The organism is Flavobacterium procerum (assembly GCF_042431625.1).
Classification (GTDB): domain Bacteria; phylum Bacteroidota; class Bacteroidia; order Flavobacteriales; family Flavobacteriaceae; genus Flavobacterium; species Flavobacterium procerum.
Window position 1 is genome coordinate 206,946 of sequence record NZ_JBHLYW010000022.1, and the last position, 25,028, is coordinate 231,973.

24 protein-coding genes are annotated in these 25,028 nt (G+C 33.4%); 12 read left to right on the plus strand and 12 right to left on the minus strand.

All coding sequences use genetic code 11. The features are described from left to right. Window positions 1–7 precede the first annotated feature (7 nt). Window positions 8–1,237: an HD domain-containing protein gene (locus ACFFLS_RS20465; protein ID WP_379687048.1), complete on the minus strand. Its 1,230-nt coding sequence runs from the start codon at window positions 1,235–1,237 to the stop codon at window positions 8–10. Window positions 1,238–1,460: 223 nt separating this feature from the next. Here ACFFLS_RS20465 and porX point away from each other — a divergent pair, with 223 nt between their 5' ends. From porX to ACFFLS_RS20495, 6 genes are all read left to right on the plus strand, one after another. Then, a complete protein-coding gene (gene porX / locus ACFFLS_RS20470) occupies window positions 1,461–3,014 on the plus strand; it encodes a T9SS response regulator signal transducer PorX (protein ID WP_379689625.1) in 1,554 nt (517 codons plus the stop codon). A 109-nt stretch (window positions 3,015–3,123) separates the two neighbouring features. Next, complete coding sequence (tsaE, locus tag ACFFLS_RS20475) at window positions 3,124–3,531, plus strand: tRNA (adenosine(37)-N6)-threonylcarbamoyltransferase complex ATPase subunit type 1 TsaE (RefSeq protein WP_379687049.1); 408 nt, start codon at window positions 3,124–3,126, stop codon at window positions 3,529–3,531. 6 nt (window positions 3,532–3,537) lie between these two features. Beyond that, a complete protein-coding gene (locus ACFFLS_RS20480; RefSeq protein ID WP_379689626.1) occupies window positions 3,538–4,308 on the plus strand; it encodes a DUF4262 domain-containing protein in 771 nt (256 codons plus the stop codon). Then, on the plus strand, window positions 4,295–4,768 hold the full coding sequence (locus ACFFLS_RS20485; RefSeq protein WP_379687053.1) for a GNAT family N-acetyltransferase: 474 nt from the start codon (window positions 4,295–4,297) through the stop codon (window positions 4,766–4,768). Before ACFFLS_RS20480 ends, ACFFLS_RS20485 begins: the two co-directional genes overlap by 14 nt. Before the next feature lie 85 nt (window positions 4,769–4,853). Further along, window positions 4,854–6,053, plus strand: a complete 1,200-nt coding sequence (locus ACFFLS_RS20490) for an alanine dehydrogenase (protein ID WP_379687055.1) — start codon at window positions 4,854–4,856, stop codon at window positions 6,051–6,053. Window positions 6,054–6,089: 36 nt separating this feature from the next. Continuing rightward, window positions 6,090–6,464: a DUF4258 domain-containing protein gene (locus ACFFLS_RS20495; protein WP_379687057.1), complete on the plus strand. Its 375-nt coding sequence runs from the start codon at window positions 6,090–6,092 to the stop codon at window positions 6,462–6,464. A 156-nt stretch (window positions 6,465–6,620) separates the two neighbouring features. Here ACFFLS_RS20495 and ACFFLS_RS20500 read toward each other — a convergent pair whose 3' ends face one another. After that, window positions 6,621–7,286, minus strand: a complete 666-nt coding sequence (locus ACFFLS_RS20500; protein WP_379687059.1) for a uracil-DNA glycosylase — start codon at window positions 7,284–7,286, stop codon at window positions 6,621–6,623. A gap of 118 nt (window positions 7,287–7,404) precedes the next feature. Here ACFFLS_RS20500 and ACFFLS_RS20505 point away from each other — a divergent pair, with 118 nt between their 5' ends. Both ACFFLS_RS20505 and ACFFLS_RS20510 read left to right on the plus strand, forming a co-directional pair. Beyond that, window positions 7,405–9,570 carry an endonuclease MutS2 gene (locus ACFFLS_RS20505; RefSeq protein ID WP_379687061.1) on the plus strand — a complete coding sequence of 722 codons (2,166 nt, stop codon included), beginning with the start codon at window positions 7,405–7,407 and terminating at the stop codon, window positions 9,568–9,570. A gap of 292 nt (window positions 9,571–9,862) precedes the next feature. Then, window positions 9,863–10,276: a thiol-disulfide oxidoreductase DCC family protein gene (locus ACFFLS_RS20510; RefSeq protein WP_379689629.1), complete on the plus strand. Its 414-nt coding sequence runs from the start codon at window positions 9,863–9,865 to the stop codon at window positions 10,274–10,276. 178 nt (window positions 10,277–10,454) lie between these two features. Here ACFFLS_RS20510 and ettA read toward each other — a convergent pair whose 3' ends face one another. From ettA to holA, 3 genes are all read right to left on the minus strand, one after another. Beyond that, complete coding sequence (gene ettA / locus ACFFLS_RS20515) at window positions 10,455–12,146, minus strand: energy-dependent translational throttle protein EttA (RefSeq protein WP_379687062.1); 1,692 nt, start codon at window positions 12,144–12,146, stop codon at window positions 10,455–10,457. A 47-nt stretch (window positions 12,147–12,193) separates the two neighbouring features. Continuing rightward, the gene (locus ACFFLS_RS20520) at window positions 12,194–12,376 is read right to left on the minus strand and encodes a CAL67264 family membrane protein (protein ID WP_091497659.1); all 183 of its coding nucleotides are present in this window, start codon (window positions 12,374–12,376) and stop codon (window positions 12,194–12,196) included. A 63-nt stretch (window positions 12,377–12,439) separates the two neighbouring features. Beyond that, window positions 12,440–13,444, minus strand: a complete 1,005-nt coding sequence (gene holA, locus ACFFLS_RS20525; RefSeq protein ID WP_379687063.1) for a DNA polymerase III subunit delta — start codon at window positions 13,442–13,444, stop codon at window positions 12,440–12,442. 92 nt (window positions 13,445–13,536) lie between these two features. On the opposite strand from holA, the gene ACFFLS_RS20530 reads away from it, so the two are divergent. The 3 genes from ACFFLS_RS20530 to ACFFLS_RS20540 are packed head-to-tail and all read left to right on the plus strand — an operon-like array spanning window position 13,537 to window position 15,896. Further along, entirely contained in the window at window positions 13,537–13,989 is a 453-nt protein-coding gene (locus ACFFLS_RS20530) for a type I restriction enzyme HsdR N-terminal domain-containing protein (RefSeq protein ID WP_379687065.1), read from the plus strand. Between the two features lie 21 nt (window positions 13,990–14,010). After that, window positions 14,011–15,024: a glycosyltransferase gene (locus ACFFLS_RS20535; RefSeq protein WP_379687067.1), complete on the plus strand. Its 1,014-nt coding sequence runs from the start codon at window positions 14,011–14,013 to the stop codon at window positions 15,022–15,024. Between the two features lie 38 nt (window positions 15,025–15,062). Then, window positions 15,063–15,896 (plus strand): OmpA/MotB family protein, encoded by an 834-nt coding sequence (locus tag ACFFLS_RS20540; RefSeq protein WP_379687068.1) that lies wholly within the window; start codon window positions 15,063–15,065, stop codon window positions 15,894–15,896. A 186-nt stretch (window positions 15,897–16,082) separates the two neighbouring features. Here ACFFLS_RS20540 and ACFFLS_RS20545 read toward each other — a convergent pair whose 3' ends face one another. From ACFFLS_RS20545 to ACFFLS_RS20560, 4 genes are all read right to left on the minus strand, one after another. Next, on the minus strand, window positions 16,083–16,703 hold the full coding sequence (locus tag ACFFLS_RS20545; RefSeq protein ID WP_379687069.1) for an L-threonylcarbamoyladenylate synthase: 621 nt from the start codon (window positions 16,701–16,703) through the stop codon (window positions 16,083–16,085). 91 nt (window positions 16,704–16,794) lie between these two features. Beyond that, window positions 16,795–19,131, minus strand: coding sequence for an ATP-dependent helicase (locus ACFFLS_RS20550; RefSeq protein ID WP_379687070.1), 2,337 nt, complete (start codon window positions 19,129–19,131; stop codon window positions 16,795–16,797). Window positions 19,132–19,347: 216 nt separating this feature from the next. Then, window positions 19,348–19,512, minus strand: a complete 165-nt coding sequence (locus tag ACFFLS_RS20555) for a hypothetical protein (protein WP_379687071.1) — start codon at window positions 19,510–19,512, stop codon at window positions 19,348–19,350. 115 nt (window positions 19,513–19,627) lie between these two features. Further along, window positions 19,628–20,395, minus strand: coding sequence for a sulfite exporter TauE/SafE family protein (locus ACFFLS_RS20560; protein WP_379687073.1), 768 nt, complete (start codon window positions 20,393–20,395; stop codon window positions 19,628–19,630). 122 nt (window positions 20,396–20,517) lie between these two features. On the opposite strand from ACFFLS_RS20560, the gene ACFFLS_RS20565 reads away from it, so the two are divergent. After that, entirely contained in the window at window positions 20,518–21,042 is a 525-nt protein-coding gene (locus ACFFLS_RS20565) for a DUF7935 family protein (RefSeq protein WP_379687074.1), read from the plus strand. A 50-nt stretch (window positions 21,043–21,092) separates the two neighbouring features. On the opposite strand, the gene ACFFLS_RS20570 is transcribed toward ACFFLS_RS20565, so the two are convergent. From ACFFLS_RS20570 to ACFFLS_RS20580, 3 genes are all read right to left on the minus strand, one after another. Beyond that, the gene (locus ACFFLS_RS20570) at window positions 21,093–21,791 is read right to left on the minus strand and encodes a hypothetical protein (RefSeq protein WP_379687076.1); all 699 of its coding nucleotides are present in this window, start codon (window positions 21,789–21,791) and stop codon (window positions 21,093–21,095) included. A 29-nt stretch (window positions 21,792–21,820) separates the two neighbouring features. After that, window positions 21,821–22,729, minus strand: coding sequence for a patatin-like phospholipase family protein (locus tag ACFFLS_RS20575; protein ID WP_379687077.1), 909 nt, complete (start codon window positions 22,727–22,729; stop codon window positions 21,821–21,823). A gap of 147 nt (window positions 22,730–22,876) precedes the next feature. Beyond that, window positions 22,877–24,937 carry a M1 family metallopeptidase gene (locus tag ACFFLS_RS20580; RefSeq protein ID WP_379687079.1) on the minus strand — a complete coding sequence of 687 codons (2,061 nt, stop codon included), beginning with the start codon at window positions 24,935–24,937 and terminating at the stop codon, window positions 22,877–22,879. Window positions 24,938–25,028: the final 91 nt, after the last annotated feature.

Below are 25,028 nucleotides of genomic sequence, written 5' to 3' on the forward strand. Positions count from 1 at the left end.
GTTAATTTTAGATAAGTTGTTTTGGAAAACAGATGTAATATTTTGTCACCAATTTCGATAACGATTTCAGATTCAGCTGGTCAGAAGCTTCAACAACGTCTTCAATTGTCCTATCTTTTTTCAAAATCCTTATAGGTTCGGCTTCTTTACTATACGCCTGGTTCTTAATTTTCCCACGAAAAATAAAATATCCCGCCTCTAATTGACTAATATGATGCATTTCTGCAAATTCCTCTTTTAATGCCTGAGATTCTTCCATCGGAATTTTTTCGACACTCATTTTTATTTTGAGTAAATCTCTGTTAATGATCATTTTGCTTAACGTTCTAAGGACAAAATCATCTTGTCGTTGCCAAGCTTTTAGAGCACTTATAATGTCAAAATCGTCAAGTTGCGAAAACAGTTCCAGTTTTGAGGCATCAAAGTCATCCAATGTCACTTTGTTATTCATAAAATAAGAAAGCGGTTCACTGCAAGGAAGTGCAATTCCTTTCAAAGTAAGTTCTTTTGCTCTTTTTAAAACTTTCATCAAAATCAATTCAGCGACCAAACTAGTCTTATGTAGATAAGCCTGCCAGTACATTAATCGTCTTGAAAGAAGAAACTTTTCTACAGAATAAATCCCTTTTTCTTCTATTACCAAAACATCGTCTACTACATTCATCATCTGAATCAATCGTTCAGAATTGACATTTCCTTCTGCTACTCCAGTATAAAAACTGTCGCGTTTTAGATAATCCATTCGATCCATATCTAACTGGCTAGAAATCAGCTGCAACATGAATTTCCTATGATATTCGCCCTTAAAAACCTGAATGGCAAGACTTAATCTTCCTTCAAATTCTTCGTTTAGCTGATTCATAAACAAAAGCGAAATCGCTTCGTGATGAACATCTTCTACAATACTACTTTCCATTGCATGAGAAAAAGGACCATGCCCTATATCATGCAGCAAAATCGCTATCAATAATGCACATTCTTCCTCACTTGAGATTGCAACACCTTTAAAACGAAGTGTATCTACAGCTTTCTGCATCAAATGCATACAACCTAAGGCATGATGAAAACGTGTATGATTTGCTCCTGGATACACCAAATACGAAAGTCCCATTTGAGAAATACGACGCAGACGCTGAAAATACGGATGCTGGATTAAGTCGTAAATAAGCTCGTTCGGAATCGTAATAAAGCCGTATATAGGATCATTGAATATTTTTAACTTATTAATTTGCGTCACTACTAGGTTATTTTTTTGGTCAACAAATATAAGTAAATAACAACAAAGAGTTTGGTGTTTTTTGTTTAAAAATAGGATACCGAATAATTGTGATTTTCAGGAGAGTGTTTCTGAAAAAAGTAAAATTCAACTAAAAATCGACATAAATCTTCGATAATTTTATACTATTTTTAATACTTTTTAAGTTCTATAGCTTTAAATTGCAGTAAAATTAAATTAATTTATGGATAAGATAAAAATACTTTGGGTCGATGATGAAATCGATCTTTTGAAACCACATATATTATTTCTAGAAAAGAAAAACTACAGCGTGACTACCTGTAATAACGGTCTTGACGCAGTGACACTGTTTGAAGAAGAGAATTTTGACATTGTTTTTTTGGATGAAAATATGCCCGGAATGAGCGGTTTGGAAACGCTTTCTGAAATGAAAGAGAAAAAATCTGCGATTCCGATGATTATGATTACCAAAAGCGAGGAAGAATACATTATGGAGGAAGCCATTGGTTCTAAAATCGCCGACTATTTGATTAAACCAGTAAATCCAAATCAGATTTTGCTTAGTCTGAAAAAAAACTTGGACGATTCGAGACTGATTACAGAAAAAACAACTTTAGATTATCAGAAAGAATTTAGAAAAATTGCAATGGAATTGGCAATGGTTAATTCTTATGAAGACTGGATTGAATTGTATAAAAAGTTATTGTTTTGGGAATTAAAACTCGAAGACATCAACGATACAGCGATGATCGAAATTCTGGAATCTCAGAAAGTAGAAGCCAATTCACAATTTGGAAAATATATTGAACGAAACTACGAAGACTGGTTTGCTCCAAAAGCAGAAAAACCAATTATGTCGAATACTTTATTTAAAGAACTGGTTGTTCCTGAAATTAAAAAGAAAGACAAACCCGTCCTTTTTGTAGTTATTGACAATCTTCGCTACGACCAATGGAAGTCGTTTGAAACCGTTATTTCTAATTATTATAAACTCGAAAAAGAGGTTCCGTATTTTTCAATTCTGCCGACTGCAACGCAATATGCCCGTAATTCTATCTTCTCAGGACTTATGCCTCTAGAAATGGAAAAACAGTTTCCGCAATATTGGAAAAATGATATTGAAGAGGGAGGAAAAAATCTTTATGAAGCCGAATTTCTATCAGCTCAGCTAAAACGTCTTGGTTTAAATATTAAGGAAGATTACTTTAAAATCACAAACTACGCAGGCGGTAAAAAACTGGCAGAAAACTTCAAAGCTTTAAAAGGAAATGACTTAGTAACTGTTGTCTACAATTTTGTGGATATGCTTTCGCACGCTAAAACCGAAATGGAAGTAGTTAAAGAGCTAGCTTCTGACGACAAAGCGTATCGTTCATTGACCTTAAGCTGGTTTAAGAATTCTCCTTTACTCGAAATTATTCAGCAAGCGCAGTTATTGGGTTTCAAACTAATATTGACAACAGATCACGGAACGATAAACGTAAAGAATCCGTCGAAAGTTGTGGGTGATAAAAACACAAGCTTAAACTTACGTTATAAAACTGGACGTAGTTTGACCTACGAACAAAAAGATGTGTATGTCGTGAAGGAACCAAAAACACTTGGCCTTCCTGCTATTAATATGAGTAGTTCGTTTATTTTTGCCAAAAACGATTTCTTTCTGGCCTATGTAAACAATTACAATCATTATGTAAGTTATTACAAAAACACCTACCAGCACGGCGGTATTTCGCTAGAAGAAATGATCATTCCGTTTTTGGTATTCAATCCTAAATAATTTTAAGATTGTCACGAATTTGGCAGATTTACACTAACAAATTTTTACACAAAAAGTATATTTTAATTCGTGAAAATTTGTGAAATTCGTGGCAAAAACATACAAAGCAATGAATATCATTTTTTCATTAGACCAAATTCAACAAACCGCCGAGCAGATTATTGCTTCAAACCCTAAAAAAATCATTCTTTTTAATGGAGAAATGGGAGTTGGAAAAACAACGCTAATCAAGCAATTGTGCAAAACTTTAGGAGTTAAAGACGCCACCAGCAGTCCAACTTTTTCTTTAGTAAACGAATACCAAATTCCAGACAGTAAAAAAGTATACCACTTTGATTTCTACAGAATAAAAAACGAAACCGAAGCGCTAGACATGGGAGTTGATGATTATCTCTATTCTGGCAATTGGTGTTTTATCGAATGGTCTGAAAAAATTGCAAATCTGCTTCCGGAAGAATATTCGACCCTAAATATTGAGTTGTTAGAGGATGGAAAAAGAAATTTAGAATTAATATAAAGGTTTATGACTCCCGAAGAAAAACACAATTGTATTGACCCTGATGAACTAAGAAAAGATATTGAAGTCAATATTGAAAAATATGGCCTTCAAGTCATAATGATTGAAGCAACTGATTACTTACCTTCATTTGCTTATAGTATAGGATTATGGCAAAAATACAATCATCCAGAAATTATTTGTTTTGGATTATCAACTTCTCTCCTTCATAAAATAATAAATAATGTTGCTGAAATAATTAAAGCCGGAGAATCTATTATAACCGAAAAAAACTATTTCGATAGAATTTTTGACAATAGCAAAGCTCAATTTTTAAAAGTTGCTACACAAAGTATTGATGATTATTTTGGTACTGCAATAAACTTTTACGATAGAAATGATTTTCCAACCCTTCAACTTGTTTGGACAGATCGAAATGATAAATTCCCTTGGGAAGAAAATTTTGAAGAAGAATTTTTATACAGACAACCTCTATTAGATAGAAACAGCAATTTTAAATTTCTAGAACCAAAAAATCTAAGCGCTTTTACCACAAAGCAATGGCTTGACGGAAAACCCATAATTAGAGTTTATCATGATGATGAAGGCGATTGGATATTTTTGACTGATGACGAATCGTCAACTGAGAACACAATTATTGTTGCATTAGAACAACTTGTATTAAAAGACAATTCTTTAAATCAAGTTTTTGACCTTGAATACGGAGAAGAAGCTGAAAGAAAATACATTGGTTCTGAATGGATAAGAAAAAACACAGAATGTAATGACGAAGAATAACACAATATACATAATCCCCTTTTCTCCGGACCTAAAAGAACACATCAAAACTTTAAATATTGCCTGGCTTGAAAAATATTTCAAAGTAGAAGAAAAAGATCACTTAACACTTTCAAATCCTCAGGAAGAAATAATCGATAAAGGTGGAATGATTTTTTACGCAAAATACAACGATGAAATTCTTGGAACTGCATCATTAATGAAAGTAAATGATTCAACCTTCGAATTAAGCAAAATGGCCGTTTCGGATAAAGCGCAAGGATTAGGAATTGGTAATAAACTTCTGGAACATTGCATCAATGTTGCCAAAGAGAACAATATTCAAACCCTCTTTTTGTATTCGAACACAATACTTCTTCCCGCGATTCATTTGTACAGGAAGTTTGGTTTTTATGAAATTCCTTTAGAAAAAGGAGTTTATGCAAGAGCCGATATTAAAATGGAGAAAAAAATATCTTAACATTCTGATTGCAGTATTAGCAGAATTTTTGCATTAATTTTAAATCTTTTTACGTAATTTGTACCCTTAATTTTTTGCATCACACATGTCAATAACCTTAACTCCGTTTACAAAACAACAATTGCTGCCACAAGAAGAAAAGCTTGAGGTGGGACGTTTTAAAAGAGAACTTTTTATAGGAATCCCTAAAGAAACAAGTTATCAGGAACGTCGTATTTGTTTAACTCCGGATGCTGTTAATTCATTAACCTATGAAGGTCATCGTGTAATGATTGAATCTGGCGCAGGCGAAAGTTCAAGTTACACCGACAAAGAATACAGTGATGCAGGTGCAGAAATTACAAGAGACACCAAAAAGGTTTTTGGCTGTCCGTTTCTTTTAAAAGTTGAACCGCCAACTTTGGCAGAAATTGAAATGATAAATCCCGAAACCGTTATTATTTCGGCTATTCAGCTTAAAACTAAAAAGAAAGAATACTTTGAAGCTTTAGCGCAGAAAAAAGTCACGGCTCTTGCTTTTGAATATATTAAAGATGAAGACGGATCTTACCCCGCTGTGAAATCTTTAAGCGAGATTGCAGGAACGGCTTCGATTCTAATCGCTTCCGAATTAATGATTACAAATGAGTTCGGAAAAGGACTTTTATTTGGAAATATTACAGGCGTACCTCCTACCGAAGTTGTAATTTTAGGAGCTGGAACTGTTGGAGAATTTGCGGCAAAAACCGCAATCGGATTAGGTGCCAATGTAAAAGTTTTTGACAATTCGATTACAAAACTTCGTCGTCTTCAAAATAATTTAAGTCAGAGAATTTTCACTTCAACCATACAACAAAAAGGTCTCTTAAAAGCGTTAAGACGCTGTGATGTTGCAATCGGAGCTATGCGTGGAAAAGAAAGATGTCCAATCGTAGTTAGCGAAACTATGGTAGAACATATGAAAAAAGGCGCCGTAATTGTAGATGTAAGCATCGATACAGGCGGTTGTTTTGAAACTTCGGAAGTTACGACTCACGAAAAACCGACTTTCATTAAAAACAATGTTCTACATTATTGCGTACCCAATATTCCTTCTAGATATTCTAAAACCGCTTCATTATCAATAAGTAACATTTTAACTCCTTATCTGCATCAAATTGCTGAAGATGGCGGAATCGAAAGTGCCATCAGATGCAACAAAGGGCTGAAGAACGGAATTTATCTTTATCACGGAATCCTAACAAACAAAGCTATTGGCGACTGGTTTGATTTACCTGATAACGATATTAATTTACTTGTATTTTAAAGGAACTTTAATGTACCTTTGCAAAAAAAATATTTCATGAAGTTTATACATCGTTTTGCTTATTATTTAATTGGTCTTGTAATTGGAAGTTTTGTTGTTTCTATGGTTTTTATCGGAAAAGATACCCGATGCAACTATTTTCCAAATGCTCGAGTTTTAAATAATCTAAGAACAAAACCATTTGAGTATTCACCTAAAGCAATCCAGGTTTTAAATGAAAAGTGGGTCAATAAAGATGACATCAAAAACACTCTGACCTACGGAGATGTCGATTTTGATCAAAGTAATGTTCCGTCTAAAGGTGGAAAATTATATATAATTGAAGGAAAAACAGTCACGAATAAAGAAATAATTTTAAAAGTGACTAATTACGAAAAGAAAGCGGTCTTAGAAGAAATTATAAAAAAATAGTTTTTCTGTCATTTCGACTGAAAGGAGAAATCGCACTAGAATTTCCGCAAAGTAAAATTCAATCTTTGTAGAGTTTCTAGTGCGATTTCTCCTTTCAGTCGAAATGACAAAATTGAGAAAAAAAGCAAAGCTTGCCCCTTTGTCACTTCTAAAAAACTACCACTCGATTTCCTCCAATCCTTTTGATCTTAAAAAATCATTTGTTTGGCTAAAGTGTTTATTTCCAAACCAAAATCCTCTATTTGCACTTAGTGGCGAAGGATGTCCAGATTTTAAAATATGATGTTTTGAAGCATCAATCAAAGATGCTTTTTTTTGTGCAAAACCTCCCCAAAGTAAAAAGACTACATTTTCTTTTTCCTCAGAAATTTTCTTAATCACAGCATCTGTAAATTTTTCCCAACCTTTACCTTGATGACTTCCCGCTTCCGACTGTCTTACTGTTAAGGTTGCATTCAACAGAAAAACACCTTGATCGGCCCAGCGTTCTAGATTTCCAGTTTTGGGAAGAGGTTTTCCTAAATCAGTTTCAATTTCTCTGAAGATATTATATAAAGAAGGCGGAAATGGAATTCCATCATTCACAGAAAAACACAAACCGTTTGCCTGATTTGGTCCGTGATAAGGATCTTGCCCAATTATGACCACTTTCACTTCATCAAAATGACAATGATCGAATGCCGAAAAAATCTGGTTGCCCTTCGGATAACAAACATTTGCTACATATTCTGATTTTACAAAATCAATTAAAGTACTGAAATATGGTTTTTCAAATTCTTCATTCAAAACAGGTTTCCAAGAAGAATGCATTTTTACGTCCATAACTTTTTTTTTGCGAATTTCAGAAATTAATACTAAAAATCATATTTATAGCACTATAATTTTAGATTTCAATGATAATGTTTTTGTACTTTTGCCTTTACTTTCATAAAGTTATTAAATGATCAGTATTACCGAAAAAACATTACAAGACTTACAATTTCCAACCGTACTCGAAACCATTTCAGATGGATGTAACACAGATATTGGAAAAGAAAAAGCTTTAGAAATAAAACCATTCAGAAATAAAGAAGAATTGATGCAGGCTTTGATGCAGACATCAGAGTATGTTTCTTCTTTTCAAAACAACAACGCAATTCCAAACCACGGATTTGATGCAATTTCTCATGAAATAAAATTTCTCGCAATCGAAGACAGTTTTCTTGAAGTTGGTAGTTTTAGAAAAATTGCCAACCTTTCTGCAACAGTAAATGTCTTATTGAACTTCTTAAAAAAGTTTGATGATTATTATCCTAATCTGAATGCAAGAGCTTCCCGCGTTGAATTGACGAAAGATATCTTAACAGCAATTGACGCTATTGTTGACAAATATGGAGAAATCAAAGACAATGCTTCTCCCGCTTTGGCTGGCATTCGCCAAAATATGAATCTGGTTCGAGGCAAGGTAAATCAAAGTTTTGGCGTTGCCTTAACTCAGTACAACAGCTTAGGTTATTTAGATGACATCAAAGAAAGCTTTGTACAAAACCGTAGAGTTTTAGCGGTTTTGGCTATGTATCGCCGTAAGGTAAAAGGTTCAATTTTAGGAAGTTCTAAAACTGGAAGCATTGCCTACATCGAACCGGAAGCGACTTTGAAATATTCTAGAGAATTAGCCAATTTGGAATATGAAGAGAAAGAAGAAATTACAAGAATTCTAAAAAATCTATCTAATGTAATTCGTCCTTACCTTCCATTATTAATCGAATATCAGGATTTTTTAAGCGACATTGATGTTGTTGCTGGAAAAGCAAAATATGCAAATCGCATAAATGGAATTCTCCCAACAATCACAGAAGAAAGAAGATTGTTTTTTAGAGAAGCCTATCATCCGATTTTGTATTTAAACAACAAACAAAAGAAGGAAGTAACTCATCCACAGACAATTGAGCTAAAACAAGAAAACAGAATTATTGTAATTTCTGGGCCAAATGCCGGAGGGAAAACCATTTCTTTAAAAACAGTTGGGTTATTGCAATTAATGTTGCAATCGGGAATTTTGATTCCAGTTCACGAGCGAAGTGAAACTTTCTTATTTGATAGAATCTTAACGGATATTGGAGACAATCAATCTATTGAAAATCATTTAAGCACCTATTCGTATCGTTTAAAAAACATGAATTACTTTTTAAAGAAATGTAATCATAAAACCATGTTTTTGATTGACGAATTTGGTACAGGTTCTGATCCTGAATTGGGTGGTGCTTTAGCGGAAATTTTCTTGGAAGAATTTTATCATCGTGAAGCTTTCGGAATTATTACAACGCATTATTCTAATTTAAAAATTCTCGCAAACGAATTACCATACGCGACAAATGCGAACATGATGTTTGACGAAAAATCTCTTGAACCAATGTACAAATTGGCTTTGGGTCAAGCGGGAAGTTCGTTCACTTTTGAGGTCGCTCAAAAAAATGGTATTCCTTTTGGACTAATCAATCGTGCGAAAAAGAAAATTGAAGTTGGAAAAGTTCGTTTTGACAAAACCATTGCTACTCTTCAGAAAGAACGTTCAAAACTGGAAAAAACTTCTTTGAATTTAAAAGAAGAAGAAACACGCGCTCGTGAAGAAAGCAAAAAGATGGAAAACATCAATACCAAAATCCAACAAAAATTAGAAAGCTATCAGGAATTATATGATAGCAATCAGAAAGTAATTTACATTGGACAAAAAATTGACGATATCGCTGAAAAATATTTCAACAACAAAAACAAAAAAGAACTTATTGGTGAATTTTTGAAAATTGTTGAGATTGAAAATTCTAAACGCAAAAAGGCAACTCCAAAAGAAACAAAAGCAAAAGTTGAAAAACAAAAAGAAATTATTGCTGAAGTAACTGTAAAAGTAGAAGAGATTCGAAAAGAGAAAAAAGAAAAGAAACTCAAACCAGTAGTAGAAAAACCAAAACCAATTTTAAAAGTTGGTGATCGAGTAAGAATGCTTGATGGAAGATCTGTCGGAAGTATCGATTTGATTGAAAAAAATAAAGCAACTGTAAATTATGGAATTTTTACTTCGAAAGTAAGTTTGGATGAATTAGAATTAGTCGAAGCTGTAAAAAAGTAATTTTTTAGTTATAGAGGCTAATTCTTAACTTAGAAAACAGTAAAAAAAAGACCAAAACTAAAACAAAGCGATTTAAGGCACGATAATTTAATAGATAATAAATTAGGTTGATTATTTCTAAAAATAGATTAAAATTAATTTATGAAGCTCAATTTTGATATCCAAAAATTATTAAAAACAAAATATCAATAGATTTTCAATATAATCATCTTTTTTACTCTGTTTATTGTTCATTCTAGTCATTTTTATACATACCAGAACTTAAAATATTAAATCTAAATTTCTATTTTTAATGGAAAGTCTTCCAAAAGATAAAAAAATCATTCTTTTTGATGGAGTTTGCAATCTCTGTGATTCTGCTGTTCAGTTTATTATCAAGCACGACAAAAAGGATGTTTTCAGATTTGTGGCATTACAGTCAGAATTAGGAACGAAAATTTGCAAATACTTAGGAATTAGTTTTTCAAAAATGGATAGTATAATTTTATACAATCCAGGAACTGCCTATTTCTATAAATCTTCGGCCGTAATTGAAATAGCAAAAAATTTTGGCGGGTTTTGGAAACTGCTTTTGATTTTTAGAATTGTACCCATTTTTATTAGCGATAAAATTTATGATTATGTTGCCAAAAATAGATACAATTGGTATGGCAAAAAAGAAAGTTGCATGCTTCCCACTACTGAATTGAAATCAAAGTTTCTTTAAATTTTTAAATTCCAATTTAAAAATTCCAAATTCCAATTTAATACATTTTAGTACAACCCGACAGGTTTTAAAACCTGTCGGGTTTACTTTTCGAATACATTTCAAATCCTAACTAAAAAATCCCAAACTCCGATAAATTTGGAATTTGGGATTTTCAAAAATTGTAAATTAACTAAAATTATCTAATTAATTTTCTGTATTTAATACGTTTTGGCGTTAAGTCGTTACCAAGACGTTTCTTTTTATTTTCTTCATATTCAGTAAAACTTCCTTCGAAAAAATAAACTTCAGAATCTCCTTCAAAGGCCAAGATGTGTGTACAGATTCTATCTAAAAACCATCTGTCGTGCGAAATAATTACTGCGCAACCTGCAAAATTTTCCAAACCTTCTTCAAGAGCACGAAGTGTATTTACGTCAAGATCGTTCGTTGGCTCATCCAGTAAAAGTACGTTTCCTTCTTCTTTCAATGTCATTGCCAAATGTAGACGGTTACGCTCTCCACCAGACAACATCGAAACTTTTTTGTTTTGCTCACCGCCACCAAAATTAAAACGTGACAAATAAGCCCTTGAGTTTACTTGCTTTCCTCCCATCATAATTAATTCCTGACCATCAGCAAAGTTTTCCCAAATCGATTTATTCGGATCAATATTAGAGTGTGACTGATCTACATAAGCAATTTTTACAGTTTCACCAACCGTAAATTCACCGCTATCTGTAGCTTGTTCTCCCATAATCATTTTGAAAATAGTAGATTTACCAGCGCCGTTTGGTCCGATAATTCCAACAATACCAGCTTGTGGCAAAGTAAAATTCAAATTATCGTACAACAATTTATCACCAAATGCTTTTGCAACCTTCTTAGCCTCAATAACATTTGTTCCTAAACGAGGCCCATTTGGAATATAAATCTCTAATTTCTCGTCTAGTTGTTTTTGATCTTCATTCAATAATTTGTCGTAGTTCTGTAAACGCGCTTTCTGTTTAGTCTGACGACCTTTTGCACCTTGACGAACCCACTCCAACTCACGCTCCAAAGTTTTTCTACGTTTAGAAGCTACTTTTTCTTCCTGCGCTAAACGATTCGATTTTTGATCCAACCAAGAAGAATAGTTTCCTTTCCACGGAATACCCTCTCCTCTATCCAACTCTAAAATCCATCCAGCAACATTATCAAGGAAGTAACGGTCGTGTGTTACAGCAATTACAGTTCCAGCATATTGTGCTAAATGCTGCTCTAACCAAAGAACTGACTCAGCATCAAGGTGGTTGGTAGGCTCATCCAGAAGCAGTACATCTGGCTGTTGCAACAACAGACGACATAAAGCTACACGACGACGCTCTCCACCGGAAAGATTTTTGATTGGAGTATCGCCTTCTGGAGTACGCAACGCATCCATTGCGATTTCTAATTTTGTATCGATTTCCCAAGCACCTAGAGCATCAATTTTATCTTGCAATGCCGCTTGACGATCCATCAATTTGTCCATTTTATCTGGATCTGAATAGTTTTCTTCAAGACCAAATAAATCATTAATTTGGTTATATTCTTCTAAAACTGCCATCGTTTCTGCAGCACCTTCACGAACAATTTCGATAACCGTTTTAGAATCATCAAGAATTGGCTCCTGCTCTAAATATCCTACTGTATAACCAGGTTGAAAAACCACATCTCCTTGATAGTTCTTATCTACACCTGCAATAATTTTTAAAAGAGAAGATTTTCCAGAACCGTTAAGTCCCAAAATACCAATCTTAGCTCCGTAAAAGAAACTAAGGTAAATATTCTTAAGAACTGGTTTGTCTGCTCCTTGATAGGTTTTACTCAATTTCTGCATTGAGAAAATTACTTTCTTATCGTCTGACATTTTTTATTTTTAATTAAATTATTTTATATTTTCTTATTGAAATCGAATTAAACTCTTCCTTTTAAAGCATTAAAAACCCATGCATTAGCTAAAAAACCTACTCCAACAGCACCAAATCCCCATCCGGAAACATCGCTATATCTAAAAGCGCCGAGACCTATAAGCAAAAAACCCATAAGCACCATAATAAAAGTTGCCCATCCTAAAACAGTATTTTTATTCATTCCCATAATTGCGTATAATTTTAGTAGTTCAATTTTTTCGAAATGCAAATATCGTGAATTTTAGGCGATTTAATTAAATATTTTATAGAGCATTTCTTTTAACAAATCGCCTTGAGACAAAGCATTGGCACCCACGCCTTTACTTTTAATATCGATATCTCGTAAAGCCCCCACAATCTGACTCACCTTTCGCATTGGGTAATTTTTAATAGCCAAATCGTATTCTTTGAGAAAGAACGGATTTACACCTATAGCCGCTGCAACGTTTTTTGGATTTTTATCTTTCAAGCCATGGTATTTTAATAATTGAACAAAAAAGCCAAAAACCAAACCTGTAGTCATAACAAGCGGATATTCTTTGGGATTATGTGCAAAATTCTCAGCTATCTTGTATGCTTTTAACTGATTGCGCTCTCCAATCGCTTTTCGAAGTTCAAATACATTATAATCTTTACTAAATCCAATATTCTCTTCAATATGTTGTGGCGTAATCATGGTTCCTTTCGGTAGAATAATCTGCAGTTTTTCTAGTTCATTATTGATTTTACTCAAATCAGTACCTAAAAATTCTACCAGCATGGCATTTGCTTTTGGGTCGATTGTATATTTTTTTCCAGCCAGAATACGTTTTATCCAATCTCCAACCTGATTTTCATATAATTTTTTACTTTCAAAAACGACTCCCTTCTGTGCCAACAGTTTGGTTACTTTTTTACGCTTGTCCAACGTTTTATACTTATAACAGAAAACAAGTACTGTAGTCGTCATCGGATTATCTACATACGATTCTATTTTATCAATAGTTCGAGACAAATCTTGTGCTTCTTTAACAATAACAACCTGACGTTCAGCCATCATTGGATAACGTTTAGCCGTCGAAACAATATCATCTACAGAAACATCCCTTCCGTACAAAACGGTCTGATTGAATCCTTTTTCTTCTTCGGCTAAAACATTCTGTTCAATATATTCAGACAGCTTATCTATATAATAAGGTTCATCACCCATTAAAAAATAGATTGGCTTAATATTACCTGCCTTTATATCGTTAACAATTTTTATTACTTCGTCCATTAAATATTGTTTCAAGTTTAAAGTTTCAAGTTATCGTTTCAAAACTTGAAACTTTAAACTTGAAACCTGAAACTATTTTATATTTTTGCTTTATGCTTAAACTAAATTTTCCAGCTTATACTTTCCGATTCAAAAATAGCGAAAATAAAGTGTCTATTTTTGATGAAATCAGGAAAAAATTTATAATTCTTACGCCCGAAGAATGGGTCCGTCAGCATGTAGTTCATTATCTAATGAATGAAAAAAAATACCCAAAATCTTTGATAAACGTAGAGAAAGTTTTAACTGTCAACGGATTAAGAAAACGTTATGATGTAGTAGTATTTAATTCAGACGGTTCTATACATATTTTAGTAGAATGCAAAGCGCCAGAAGTAAAAATATCTCAGGCAACTTTTGACCAAATTGCACGTTATAATATGACAATGCAGGCACGGTTTTTGAATGTCACAAACGGACTAAACCATTTTTATTGTCAAATGGATTTTGAAAACGAAAAATACGAGTTTTTAAGAAACCTGCCAGACTATAAAGAAAACCATTAAAAATAAATAATTACAATACTTTTGGATAAAATAGCAGTTGTCATTTTAAATTGGAACGGAGTAAAATTGCTGGAGCAATTTTTACCATCTGTTATTCAATTTTCAGATGGCGCAACCATTTACGTTGCCGATAACGATTCTACAGACAACTCAATAGAATTCGTTACAGAAAAATTCCCTACCGTTAAGATTGTCAAAAATTCGGGTAATCATGGTTTTGCAAAAGGCTACAATGATGCCTTAAAACATATTGATGCTGAAATTTACGCATTAGTAAATTCAGATATTGAAGTAACCGAAAATTGGCTTAAACCAATTTTAGAAACTTTTGAGAACGAAAAACAAACCGCTATTATTCAACCTAAAATTCTTGATTATAAAAATAAAGAATACTTCGAATATGCTGGTGCAGCGGGCGGTTTTATTGATAAATACGGATTCCCGTTCTGTAGAGGAAGAATTTTCGAAACTGTAGAAAAAGATAACGGACAATATAATGATGATTGTGAATTATTCTGGGCTTCCGGAGCTTGTTTCTTTATAAGAAAAAATGTTTATCATCAGCTTGAAGGTTTTGACGAAAGCTTTTTTGCGCATCAGGAAGAAATAGATTTGTGCTGGCGCGCTTCAAACGAAGGCCATATCATAAAATACAATCCAGCATCAAAAGTGTTCCATGTTGGCGGAGCAACTTTGCAACAGGGAAATCCAAAAAAGACCTATTTGAACTTTAGGAATTCATTATTAATGTTGGTTAAAAATCTGCCAAAAAGAGGATTGTTTTTTGTGATTTTCTTCAGAATGATTTTAGACGGAATAGCAGGTATTCGATTTCTTACACAAGGCAAATTCGGACATACTTTTGCTGTTTTGAAGGCGCATTTTTCATTTTATTGCTTATCTTTAAAATATTTAAAAAAACGAAAAGATTTTCAGATACAGCAATACTATACCGTAAAAAGTATCGTTTTCCTTTATTATATCAGGAAAATAACCTTATTTAAAGATATCTTTAACAGTATTCAAAATATTTAAAACTAAATTTGTAATCAAGTCTAATTAAAATTAAATTTATGAGAAAAATAGTAATAGCACTATCAGTACTAATGGCTTTAACGTCGTGCGTTTCTAAAAAAGAATATGCGGCTTTGGAAGCTAAGAACAAAGAGATTCAAGATCTATTAAATTCCTGCACTGTTAAACTAAACACTTGTTTAGAAGAAAAAGCGGGATTAGCTGCTACTGCTGAAAGCTACAAGCAACATAATCAAGACCTTATAAGTACTTCTAAAGATTTAACGGTTTTAACTACTAAAGGAGCAGAAAATCTTGAAAAATCTCTAGAGAGCTTAAAAGAGAAAGATTTGAAAATTTCAAGACTTCAGGATGCTTTAACTAAAAAAGACAGTGTTACTTTAGCATTAGTTACAAGCTTAAAAGGTTCAGTTGGAATTAATGATCCAGACATCGAAATCAATGTAGAAAAAGGAGTTGTATTTATTTCTATTGCAGATAAATTATTATTTAAAAGCGGAAGCTATGACGTAAGCGACAAAGCTAAGTCTGTTTTAGCTAAAGTTGCAAAAGTTGTTAACGACAAACCTGATTTCGAATGTATGGTTGAAGGACACACAGATGACGTTCCATACAAAAGCAACGGAGTTATCTTAGACAACTGGGATCTAAGTGTGAAACGTTCTACTTCAATCGTTCGTGTATTAACAAACGATCTAGGTGTAAATCCTGCTAAATTAATTGCAGCTGGTAGAAGTTCATACGTGCCTTTAGCAGCAAACGACTCTGCAGAGAACAAAGCTCGTAACAGAAGAACTCGTATTGTGGTTATGCCAAAAATCGATCAGTTCTATGATATGATTGAAAAAGAAATGAAAAAACAAGCAAAATAATCCTTGTAATACATTATAAAATAAAAAAGCAGGTCCTTCGACCTGCTTTTTTTATATTCTTAATTTTTTAATAACCAATTAATTAAAAATTAAGAATAGCGTTATTTTATAATTAACTAACTAAATTTTAACTGGTAATAAAGTTAGTCAATTATTTCAAGACTATTACACAATAGAAGTAATTTTTTACAAAATATCAATATCTCCCTTTCCTTCTCTTACAATAACAGGCTCATGTTCAGACAAATCGATTATTGTTGATCCTACATTATCTCCGTATCCGCCATCAATTACAAGATCAACCAGATGCTGCCATTTTTCAAAAATCAATTCTGGATCAGTTGTGTACTCTATAACATCATCTTCATCACGGATAGAAGTCGAAACAACAGGATTTCCTAATTGACGAACAATTTCTAAAATAATGTTATTATCAGGAACACGAATACCAACGGTTGTTTTCTTTTTAAATTCTTTAGGAAGATTGTTATTTCCTGGCAAGATAAACGTATAAGGCCCTGGCAACGCCCTCTTCAAAATTTTAAAAGTCGAAGTATTGATCTGACGTACATAATCTGAAAGATTGCTCAAGTCGTGACAAATAAACGAAAAGTTCGCTTTTTCTAATTTTACTCCTTTAATTTTTGCAATTTTTTCTAAAGCTCTAGAATTGGTAATATCACAGCCAAGACCGTAAACAGTATCTGTTGGATAAATTACCAATCCGCCATTCTGAAGCACTTTTACAACTTTTGCAATCGCCGCTTCACTAGGTTTATCTGGATATATTTTAATAAATTCAGCCATTTTCTTTTTGTTTCAAGTTTTTATTTGTTTTAAGTTTCAAGTATGCGCTTCAAAAACTTGAAACCTCAAAACCTGAAACTTGAAACTTTATTTATCCTACAACGTCTAACTTAGCAAATCTTAGCAACAATTTCTTAATTCCGCCTACTTCAAATTTGATTTCAGCTTTTCTATCTGCACCAACGCCTTCAAGGTTTACTACCTCTCCTTTTCCGAAACGTTCGTGCATCACAATATTTCCTACTGTTAATTTGCTGTCAAACAAATTTGAATTCCCGCTGCTTGGCGCATTACCAGAAACCGGTTTTAACTTCCTAATATTCAAATCTGGTTTCGGGCTATTATCTGTAATGTGTTTAGGTGGAGTTCCTCCTACCGGTTTATTTAATCGGAGTTTTGATTTATCTACATCACCAAAAATGTCGCCGTCAATTGGTGATTTATAGCGATAATTCGTTTCGGCTGGCGTTAAATATTCTAAAAATTGCCCATCAATTTCTTCAATAAAACGTGATGGTTCACTATCTGTCAGTTTTCCCCAACGATAACGGGACTGTGCATATGTCAAATACGCCTGATGTTCTGCACGAGTTAAGGCAACGTAAAACAAACGGCGCTCTTCTTCCAATTCACTTCTTGTACTCATACTCATGGCACTCGGAAACAAATCTTCTTCCATACCCACCACAAAAACGTGAGGAAACTCCAATCCTTTTGCTAAGTGAATCGTCATCAACGCTACACGATCATCGTCATTAGTATCTTTATCTAAATCGGTTGCCAAGGCAACATCTTCCATAAATTCAGAAAGTGCTCCTCGAGCTCCGTCAATTTCTCTTTGTCCTTCTGTAAAATCTTTAATACCGTTTAAAAGCTCTTCTATATTCTGAATCTTTGCCATTCCTTCTGGAGTAGCATCTTTTTTCAATTCTTGAACAAGACCAGTTTTTTTTGCCACATGGTCTGTAATATAAAAAGCATCCTGATTTTGGTCGATTACCTGAAAACTCTGAATCATTGTAACAAAATCTTTCAGTTTGTTTTTGGTACCGGCATTCAGTTTTAAATCAATTTTATCAATATTCACCATAACCTCCCAAATGGAACGTTTATAGTGATTGGCCGCAATAGTTAGTTTTTCTATGGTTGTATCTCCAATTCCACGCGCTGGATAATTAATGACACGAATCAGTGCTTCTTCATCTTTCGGATTTAGAACAAGGCGTAGATAACACAAAACATCTTTAATTTCTTTACGCTGGTAAAATGACAATCCTCCATAAATTCGGTACGGAATATCTCTTTTTCTTAATGCATCCTCCATCGCACGCGATTGTGCATTGGTACGGTACAAAATGGCAAAAGATCCGTTATGAAGCTGGTTCTGCATTTTCTGCTCAAAAATAGTACTGGCTACAAAACGTCCTTCTTCAGCATCTGTCAAACTTCTATGAACTTTAATTTTTGGTCCAAATTCGTTTGCTGTCCAAACTACCTTATCCAGTTTTGTTTTATTATGTTCCATCACAGTATTTGCCGCCTCCACAATATTTCGTGTAGAACGGTAATTCTGCTCTAAACGAAACATCACTACTCCTTCATAATCCTTTTGGAAGTTCAAAATATTATTGATATTCGCACCACGAAAGGCATAAATACTCTGCGCATCATCACCAACCACGCAAATATTCTGAAATTTATCCGATAAAGCCCTAACAATCAAATACTGAGAATGGTTTGTATCTTGGTACTCATCTACCAGAATATAACGAAAACGGTTTTGATATTTGGCTAAAACCTCAGGAAAACGAGTAAGTAATTCATTGGTTTTCAATAATAAATCATCAAAATCCATTGCACCAGCCTTAAAACAGCGCTCCACGTATTGCTGATAGATTTCTCCTAATCGTGGCCTTTTTGCCATAGCGTCGGCTTCAACCAATTCCGGATTATTGAAATAGGCTTTTACCGTAATCAAACTGTTTTTATAACTCGAAATACGCCCTAAAACTTGTTTTGGTTTATAGATATCACGGTCTAGCTGCATTTCTTTAATAATAGAAGAAATTAATCGAGCCGAGTCCTGAGAGTCGTAAATAGTAAAATTCGAAGGATACCCCAAATGATCAGACTCTGCACGAAGAATTCTAGCAAATATCGAGTGGAAAGTTCCCATCCAAAGATTCTTGGCTTCCGTTGCTCCCACAATATCCGAAATCCTGTGCTTCATTTCACGCGCCGCCTTATTGGTAAAAGTCAGCGACAAAATATTGAAAGCATCAATTCCCTGATGCATCAAATAAGCAATTCTAATCGTTAAAACTCTGGTTTTTCCAGAACCTGCACCAGCAATAATAATCATCGGCCCGTCTTTCTTTAAAACAGGTGCTCTCTGTGCTTCGTTGAGCTGGTCAATATATTTCTGCATGTAATTTTTCTCCTTTTATGCAAAATTAAGAATTTAAAAAGAAAGTTCCTAAGATACTGAGATGCTAAGGTTCTAAGTTTTTTTTAAAGCCGAAGAACTGGCTTTTTTAAGACATGGTTTCCCGCTTTCGGCTTTATCTCTTCGCTCCGCTACGAGGATATCGCCTCTATCGGGGCTAGATTTAAACAATTTGCCTTCTTTAAATAATTTGAAAAATCAATTTTTAGTATTGTACTTCTTTTGTAACTTTTCTTTAAACTCGGAATAATAAATAGTTCTACCGTTTCTTATATCATCCTCACTTTTCTGAAGCTCTTTAAGAATGGTATCATCAGGCAAATCATTATAAAAATCTTCAAAATCTTCGATAATTTCATTCATAATTAATAGTTTTAGCTATTTAAAATATAGTTAACTCAAAGTTAGAATTGTCACTTGGTTTTAACCAACACCTACTAAAAAACTTAGCATCTTAGCGCCTCAGAATCTTAGTATCTCATTTAAAAAACACATCATAAGCAAATCGGATTAAAGTTCCAACCACAACAATCAAAAAGAAAATTCGAATAAAACCATTTCCTTTATTAATCGCCAGTTTAGCGCCAAGCCAGCCTCCAAGTCCGTTGCTTATTGCCATCGGAATTGCGATTGCCCAGATGATTTTTCCTTTTATCATGAACAAACAGATTGAACCAAAATTCGTAGCGAGATTTACCATTTTGGCATTCGCGGAAGCGTGAAGAAAATCAAACCCTAAAAGTGCAATAAATGCAACGACAAAAAAACTGCCCGTTCCTGGACCAATAAATCCGTCATAAAAACCTACAATCATACTGATCACGACAGCATAAATAATCTGCTTAGTTTCTGAATGATCTTTAGCAACATGTTGTCCAAAATTTTTCTTTGCGTATGTATAAATGAACAATAACGACAAAACAACTAATAAAAGCGGTTTCATAAAATCATTACTTACCAAAGTCAAAACAGTTGAACCTAAAAATGCTGCAGGAACAGCCAAACACATCATTATCAGCAACAGCTTCCATTGGATAACCACTTTTTTAAGATACTGAAAAGCAGCAAAAGCAGTACCGCTGAAAGCCGGAATCTTTAAAGTTCCGATTACTGTTGAAACGGGAAGATTAGGAAGTAAAATTAATCCCATTGGTGTTTGAATCAGTCCGCCACCGCCAACAATAGCATCAATAAATCCTGCAGCAAAAGCTGCAAGACAAAGAAAAAATATAATTGATGAATCCATAAATGTGTATTACAAAGCTTAGAAAAACAAGCCGCAAAAATAACTCTTACTTTTTGTTTATTGATAAAAATTTAAAATGTATTTCTCCACAAAAAGTATATTTTTGCTGAAAAATTATAAAAATGGATTTTAATAAAATAATCGAACTAGCGAGTTACACATTGCCAGCTTTGGTAACAGGAATTGTTGCCTACCGTTTTTTTGAATTACACATCAAAAACAATGATAAAAAACGTGCTTTTTTATTAAACAAACAAGCTCATACAGAGTCATTGCCTATTCGCCTTCAGGCCTACGAGCGTATGACTTTATTTTTGGAGCGCATCAATCTTACTAAACTATTAATCAGAGTAGCACCGATTTCAAGTGCCAAACACGATTACGAAAACTACTTGATTGACCATATAGAGCAGGAATTTGAACATAATTTAACCCAGCAGATTTATGTGTCTGAAGAATGCTGGACTATTATCACGACTGCCAAAAACGCTACTATTCAAATGATTCGTAAAGCGACTATGAGCGATAAAATTGAAAATGCAGATAAACTTCGTGAAGTTATTTTGAACGAATTACTAGAAAAACAATCTCCAAGTAATGCCGCTTTGAGTTTTATAAAAAATGAAGTTGCTGATCTTTGGTATTAAAATTAATATGACAGGATTTATTGAAACAAATCAATAAATCCTGTTTGTTTTTACAACCACCATTTCGTTTTTGGTTTTATCAACCAGCCATTCTTTTGATACTTTTCTGAAACACTTATTTCTGCAGCTCCAATATCAAAATAACAATTTACATTTGGAACTCTGTAATCTCCCCAATTGCATATTTTTTCTCTTCCAGTAGTATTAGATTTCCAAATTCCAACAAAGGCATTATTGAAATATTTATCTGAATCGATTTCAATATTATTATACTGAATCAAATCATTCTTATCCAAATACCATATCGATTCTAGCTTTCCAGAAAACTTGCCCGAACCATTTTGTTTTTCATCTTCAACAAATTCATAAACCGCCGTTAACAATCCCTGCTTTTTTATTCCGGCATTTTTATATTCGTCATCGACACCAAACTTTGGTTGTTTAAGTTCATTGATTCTCTTGATAGTTATCTTTCCTTTAAAACTGCAAATGTTTGATTTAACTTTAGTTTTGCCTGAAACCAAATACTCGTTTGATTTTTCTTTGCTTTTTTTTATGGAAAAAAACTTGATTAGTATTCTCTCATAATTATCACCAATAATACCGAAAACCAAGTCATTCTCTGTTTGATTCCATAAATTCGAAAAATCATACCTAGAATAGTTGCTTAATTCATTCTTTGAAAACAAATCTTCTTTTGGCAGCATTTGAGCTCTGCACAAACTTTGGCTCCACAGTCCAGAACTCAAAATAAGACAAATTAAGAGAGCTACTTTTTTCAAATCAATATCTTGTTATCACTCATTACTTCCGATTTATTCTGAGCATATTCATAACCTTGCTCCCACCATTTTTTCATAACATCTTTATTAAAGATCAACGCATTATCGGTCAGTTTTATCGGAGTGTAATATAAGTTAAGTTTAACATTCTTATTGCTTGCCATAAGTTTTCCTATAGCAATGTCGTGTTTCTCTACCTGATCCAAAGCAATTCGAAACAAATCTATCATAAGCGAAAACGGATTTTTACCAATAACGGTCTTTGTGGTATTTATTTCTGTTTCAAGAACAATTACATCAATTTCTGTGGCTCCGCGATTGATTGCTTCACGAATTGGAACCAAACTAGAGAATCCACCGTCTCCATATTCGCAGTTATTCTTTTCAACCAAACTCATAAAAGGAACATAATTACTAGAAATCCAAGACCATTCGCAAAACTCCTCATAAGTACAGTCTTTTACTGATTTGTATTCAGATTCGTTTTTAGTAAAATTAGTCACAGTAATAATCACATCATTATCCATTTTTTTAAGTTTATTAAAATCTGAAATCGAAAAATTATTCTGAATATATTTCCTTAGTCCTTTGCTTTCTCCAAAGGTTCTTTTGCCTTTGAAAAACTGTCTCAAAACGTTAAAGTGATTAATGGTGACGATGTCAATTCCGTCTTTTACTTTTACCACAAAAGGACAAATATTAAAAATACTGGCCATGGTAACATTGGTGTAAACAGAATGGATTTTCTTAATATGCCCGAGAGCCAAATGCGGAATCAGAAGACTTCCTGTTGATGTTCCTAAAAACAAATCGTATTCATGCTTTTTTTCTTCTATTAAATACTGGGCAACACCGCCGGCAAATGCACCTTTACTACCGCCACCAGAAATAACTAATGCTCTCATTTTTTTACTAGGTTGTGAGTTTTTGGGGTTATTTTTTTTTAAGAATAGAGTAAATGGCTATTTTGTTATTTGCTATCTTCTCTTTTACTTTTTACTCTATATTCTATTTTCTCTATTCTATTTTCTGTCTTGTATAATTCTAATTTTTTATTCTTTCAACAAACGATTCAACTGAAACTGTTCATCGGGGCTCAAATTAGTTAAAATTCTCTCAAATGAAGCACGCATTTCTGGATTTTTTAGCAAAAGGCGAATTGTATCTCTTCCAAATTTTGAAAACTGCCACATATGATGTGTGGTTGCACTTACTAAACTACTCAAAACCTGGTCGTTAATAATTTTGAAAGCAATTAGTTTTTCCAAAGCATTTTGTCTGGTCCCTGCTTCGTATTTTGAAGTTGAAAACAAAAGCAACTCGTTTGCCAACGCATCTGGATTTTGACTGTAATTTGATGTCGACAAAGCCAAAGAAAGCCATAAAGTCCTTAAATTAAAATCGTTAAAACCAATCCATGATTGTGATTTATCCAAATATTCCTTGCGATTATTCGGAAAATTGCGCCATAACCAATACAATGCTATTTCCTGCGTTTGATATGATTTGTCGTCTAAAAGTGTTTCATAATAAAGTCTAAAATCTTCTGGAATTTTAGTCATCGTCTCCGCAATACTCTGCCTAACTTGAATATTATTTGTTTGAAGCGCCAAAAGCAAAAGCTCTTTTTTATCTTCATATTTTTCGCTAGCCAGCTGATCAATGACTGCCTTTTTAACCGATTCGTATATATTCGATTCCAAAATAGCCTTAAAAATCTCTTTTTTCTCTGCAAAAGGTATTTTTTTCAGTTTGTCTATTTCTAATCTTTTCTGAGTAACCTTATTTTCACTCAATAAAGCATTTGCTGCAGGAGTATCAAAAGCAGTAGATTCTAGCCAAGTCTTTTGGAATTTTTCAAGATCAAAATCCGAAACTTTCCTGATTTCGTCAAAGAAATTCTCTGTGTTTACGCTTTGATAAGCATATTTATTGAGATAGCTTTTTATAGCCTTTTTAAAGGCTTTATCGCCAATTGATTGATGAAGAAAAAACAATGACCAAGCACCTTTTTCATAAAAAGTAAGAGAACTGGCTTTAGCATTTAAAACCGGAATAGTATCGGTTCTTGAAGCAAACTTAAGTTGTTGTGCCGTATCATACAATTTGGAGTAAAAATAATCATCACCATAGATTTCTCTTTCGGCAAGAAGCGCATAATAGGTTGCAAAACCTTCTTGAAGCCAATGATGTGTACTGCTTTCGGCTGTTATCAAATCGCCAAACCAGTGATGCGCCAGCTCGTGCGCATCAACGTTGGTATAATTTCGATCTGCAAAACCAATCGAATCTACCACATAGCGAGTCGTAAAAAGAGTCGAAGTCGTATTTTCCATTCCCGCATACAAAAAGTCACGTACCGGAATCTGCCTGTTAATCTGCCAAGGATATTTTACACCAATCTCTTTTTCAAGAAAATCAAAAATCTTTTTAGAATAACGGTATGTGGGTTCAAAACGATTTTCGTCCTTTGGTTCATAATAATATTGAAGCGGAACCTTGCTTTTTGATTTGAGTTCCTTCTTATCAAATTTTCCGATTGCAAGCATCAGCAAATAAGAACTCATCGGTTTTTCCATCTGAAACTGCCAATGGTTTGTGGTTTCATTTGGTGTTTTTGCTTTTAAAACTCCGTTTGAAACGACGTCGTAATCTTTATCAAATGTTATTCCGAGACCGAAAATCACTTTTTCATTTACATCATCAAAACTCGGAAACCAATTGCTGGTATATCTTCCTTGACCTTGCGTCCAAATCTGTACATTATCGTTTTCAATATCAACAAAATATAATGCTTGTTTTGGTTTTGTAGTATAATTGAAAGTCAGTTTGTGTTCTCCTTTTTGAAAAGAATAAATAACTTTTAACTGTTTTGACGTATTTAAAAACACTGCCTCTTTTTCATCAATCTTTATGTTTGAAAATTCCATGTTTTTAGCGTCAAGCGAAATGGTATCACACGAATTCAAAATTTCAAAATGATAATCGACTGAGCCTGAAACTGTTTTTTCTTTTGCCTTTAATGACAATTGTCCCGTCACAGATTTAAAGTCGACGTTTTTAGATTGTTGTGCAAAAAGGAAAGAGGTAAATAATAAAAGAAAATATCTCATTGAAGTAAAATTAAAGGCGAAATCCCAAAGTTACAAACCTTTTAGCAACTAATCGAATGAAATTTGTAAGTTTACATTCATAAAATCCACA

What these genes read in the sequence shown, in the direction of transcription:
- ACFFLS_RS20575 (WP_379687077.1), bottom strand. Translation starts at nt 22,729, where the DNA reads ATGAGAGCATTAGTTATTTCTGGTGGCGGTAGTAAAGGTGCATTTGCC.
- ACFFLS_RS20540 (WP_379687068.1), top strand. Translation starts at nt 15,063, where the DNA reads ATGAGAAAAATAGTAATAGCACTATCAGTACTAATGGCTTTAACGTCG.
- holA (WP_379687063.1), bottom strand. Translation starts at nt 13,444, where the DNA reads ATGGACGAAGTAATAAAAATTGTTAACGATATAAAGGCAGGTAATATT.
- tsaE (WP_379687049.1), top strand. Translation starts at nt 3,124, where the DNA reads ATGAATATCATTTTTTCATTAGACCAAATTCAACAAACCGCCGAGCAG.
- ACFFLS_RS20500 (WP_379687059.1), bottom strand. Translation starts at nt 7,286, where the DNA reads ATGGACGTAAAAATGCATTCTTCTTGGAAACCTGTTTTGAATGAAGAA.
- ACFFLS_RS20510 (WP_379689629.1), top strand. Translation starts at nt 9,863, where the DNA reads ATGGAAAGTCTTCCAAAAGATAAAAAAATCATTCTTTTTGATGGAGTT.
- porX (WP_379689625.1), top strand. Translation starts at nt 1,461, where the DNA reads ATGGATAAGATAAAAATACTTTGGGTCGATGATGAAATCGATCTTTTG.
- ettA (WP_379687062.1), bottom strand. Translation starts at nt 12,146, where the DNA reads ATGTCAGACGATAAGAAAGTAATTTTCTCAATGCAGAAATTGAGTAAA.
- ACFFLS_RS20480 (WP_379689626.1), top strand. Translation starts at nt 3,538, where the DNA reads ATGACTCCCGAAGAAAAACACAATTGTATTGACCCTGATGAACTAAGA.
- ACFFLS_RS20580 (WP_379687079.1), bottom strand. Translation starts at nt 24,937, where the DNA reads ATGAGATATTTTCTTTTATTATTTACCTCTTTCCTTTTTGCACAACAA.
- ACFFLS_RS20550 (WP_379687070.1), bottom strand. Translation starts at nt 19,131, where the DNA reads ATGCAGAAATATATTGACCAGCTCAACGAAGCACAGAGAGCACCTGTT.
- ACFFLS_RS20560 (WP_379687073.1), bottom strand. Translation starts at nt 20,395, where the DNA reads ATGGATTCATCAATTATATTTTTTCTTTGTCTTGCAGCTTTTGCTGCA.
- ACFFLS_RS20505 (WP_379687061.1), top strand. Translation starts at nt 7,405, where the DNA reads ATGATCAGTATTACCGAAAAAACATTACAAGACTTACAATTTCCAACC.
- ACFFLS_RS20485 (WP_379687053.1), top strand. Translation starts at nt 4,295, where the DNA reads ATGACGAAGAATAACACAATATACATAATCCCCTTTTCTCCGGACCTA.
- ACFFLS_RS20565 (WP_379687074.1), top strand. Translation starts at nt 20,518, where the DNA reads ATGGATTTTAATAAAATAATCGAACTAGCGAGTTACACATTGCCAGCT.
- ACFFLS_RS20530 (WP_379687065.1), top strand. Translation starts at nt 13,537, where the DNA reads ATGCTTAAACTAAATTTTCCAGCTTATACTTTCCGATTCAAAAATAGC.
- ACFFLS_RS20495 (WP_379687057.1), top strand. Translation starts at nt 6,090, where the DNA reads ATGAAGTTTATACATCGTTTTGCTTATTATTTAATTGGTCTTGTAATT.
- ACFFLS_RS20490 (WP_379687055.1), top strand. Translation starts at nt 4,854, where the DNA reads ATGTCAATAACCTTAACTCCGTTTACAAAACAACAATTGCTGCCACAA.
- ACFFLS_RS20545 (WP_379687069.1), bottom strand. Translation starts at nt 16,703, where the DNA reads ATGGCTGAATTTATTAAAATATATCCAGATAAACCTAGTGAAGCGGCG.
- ACFFLS_RS20555 (WP_379687071.1), bottom strand. Translation starts at nt 19,512, where the DNA reads ATGAATGAAATTATCGAAGATTTTGAAGATTTTTATAATGATTTGCCT.
- ACFFLS_RS20520 (WP_091497659.1), bottom strand. Translation starts at nt 12,376, where the DNA reads ATGGGAATGAATAAAAATACTGTTTTAGGATGGGCAACTTTTATTATG.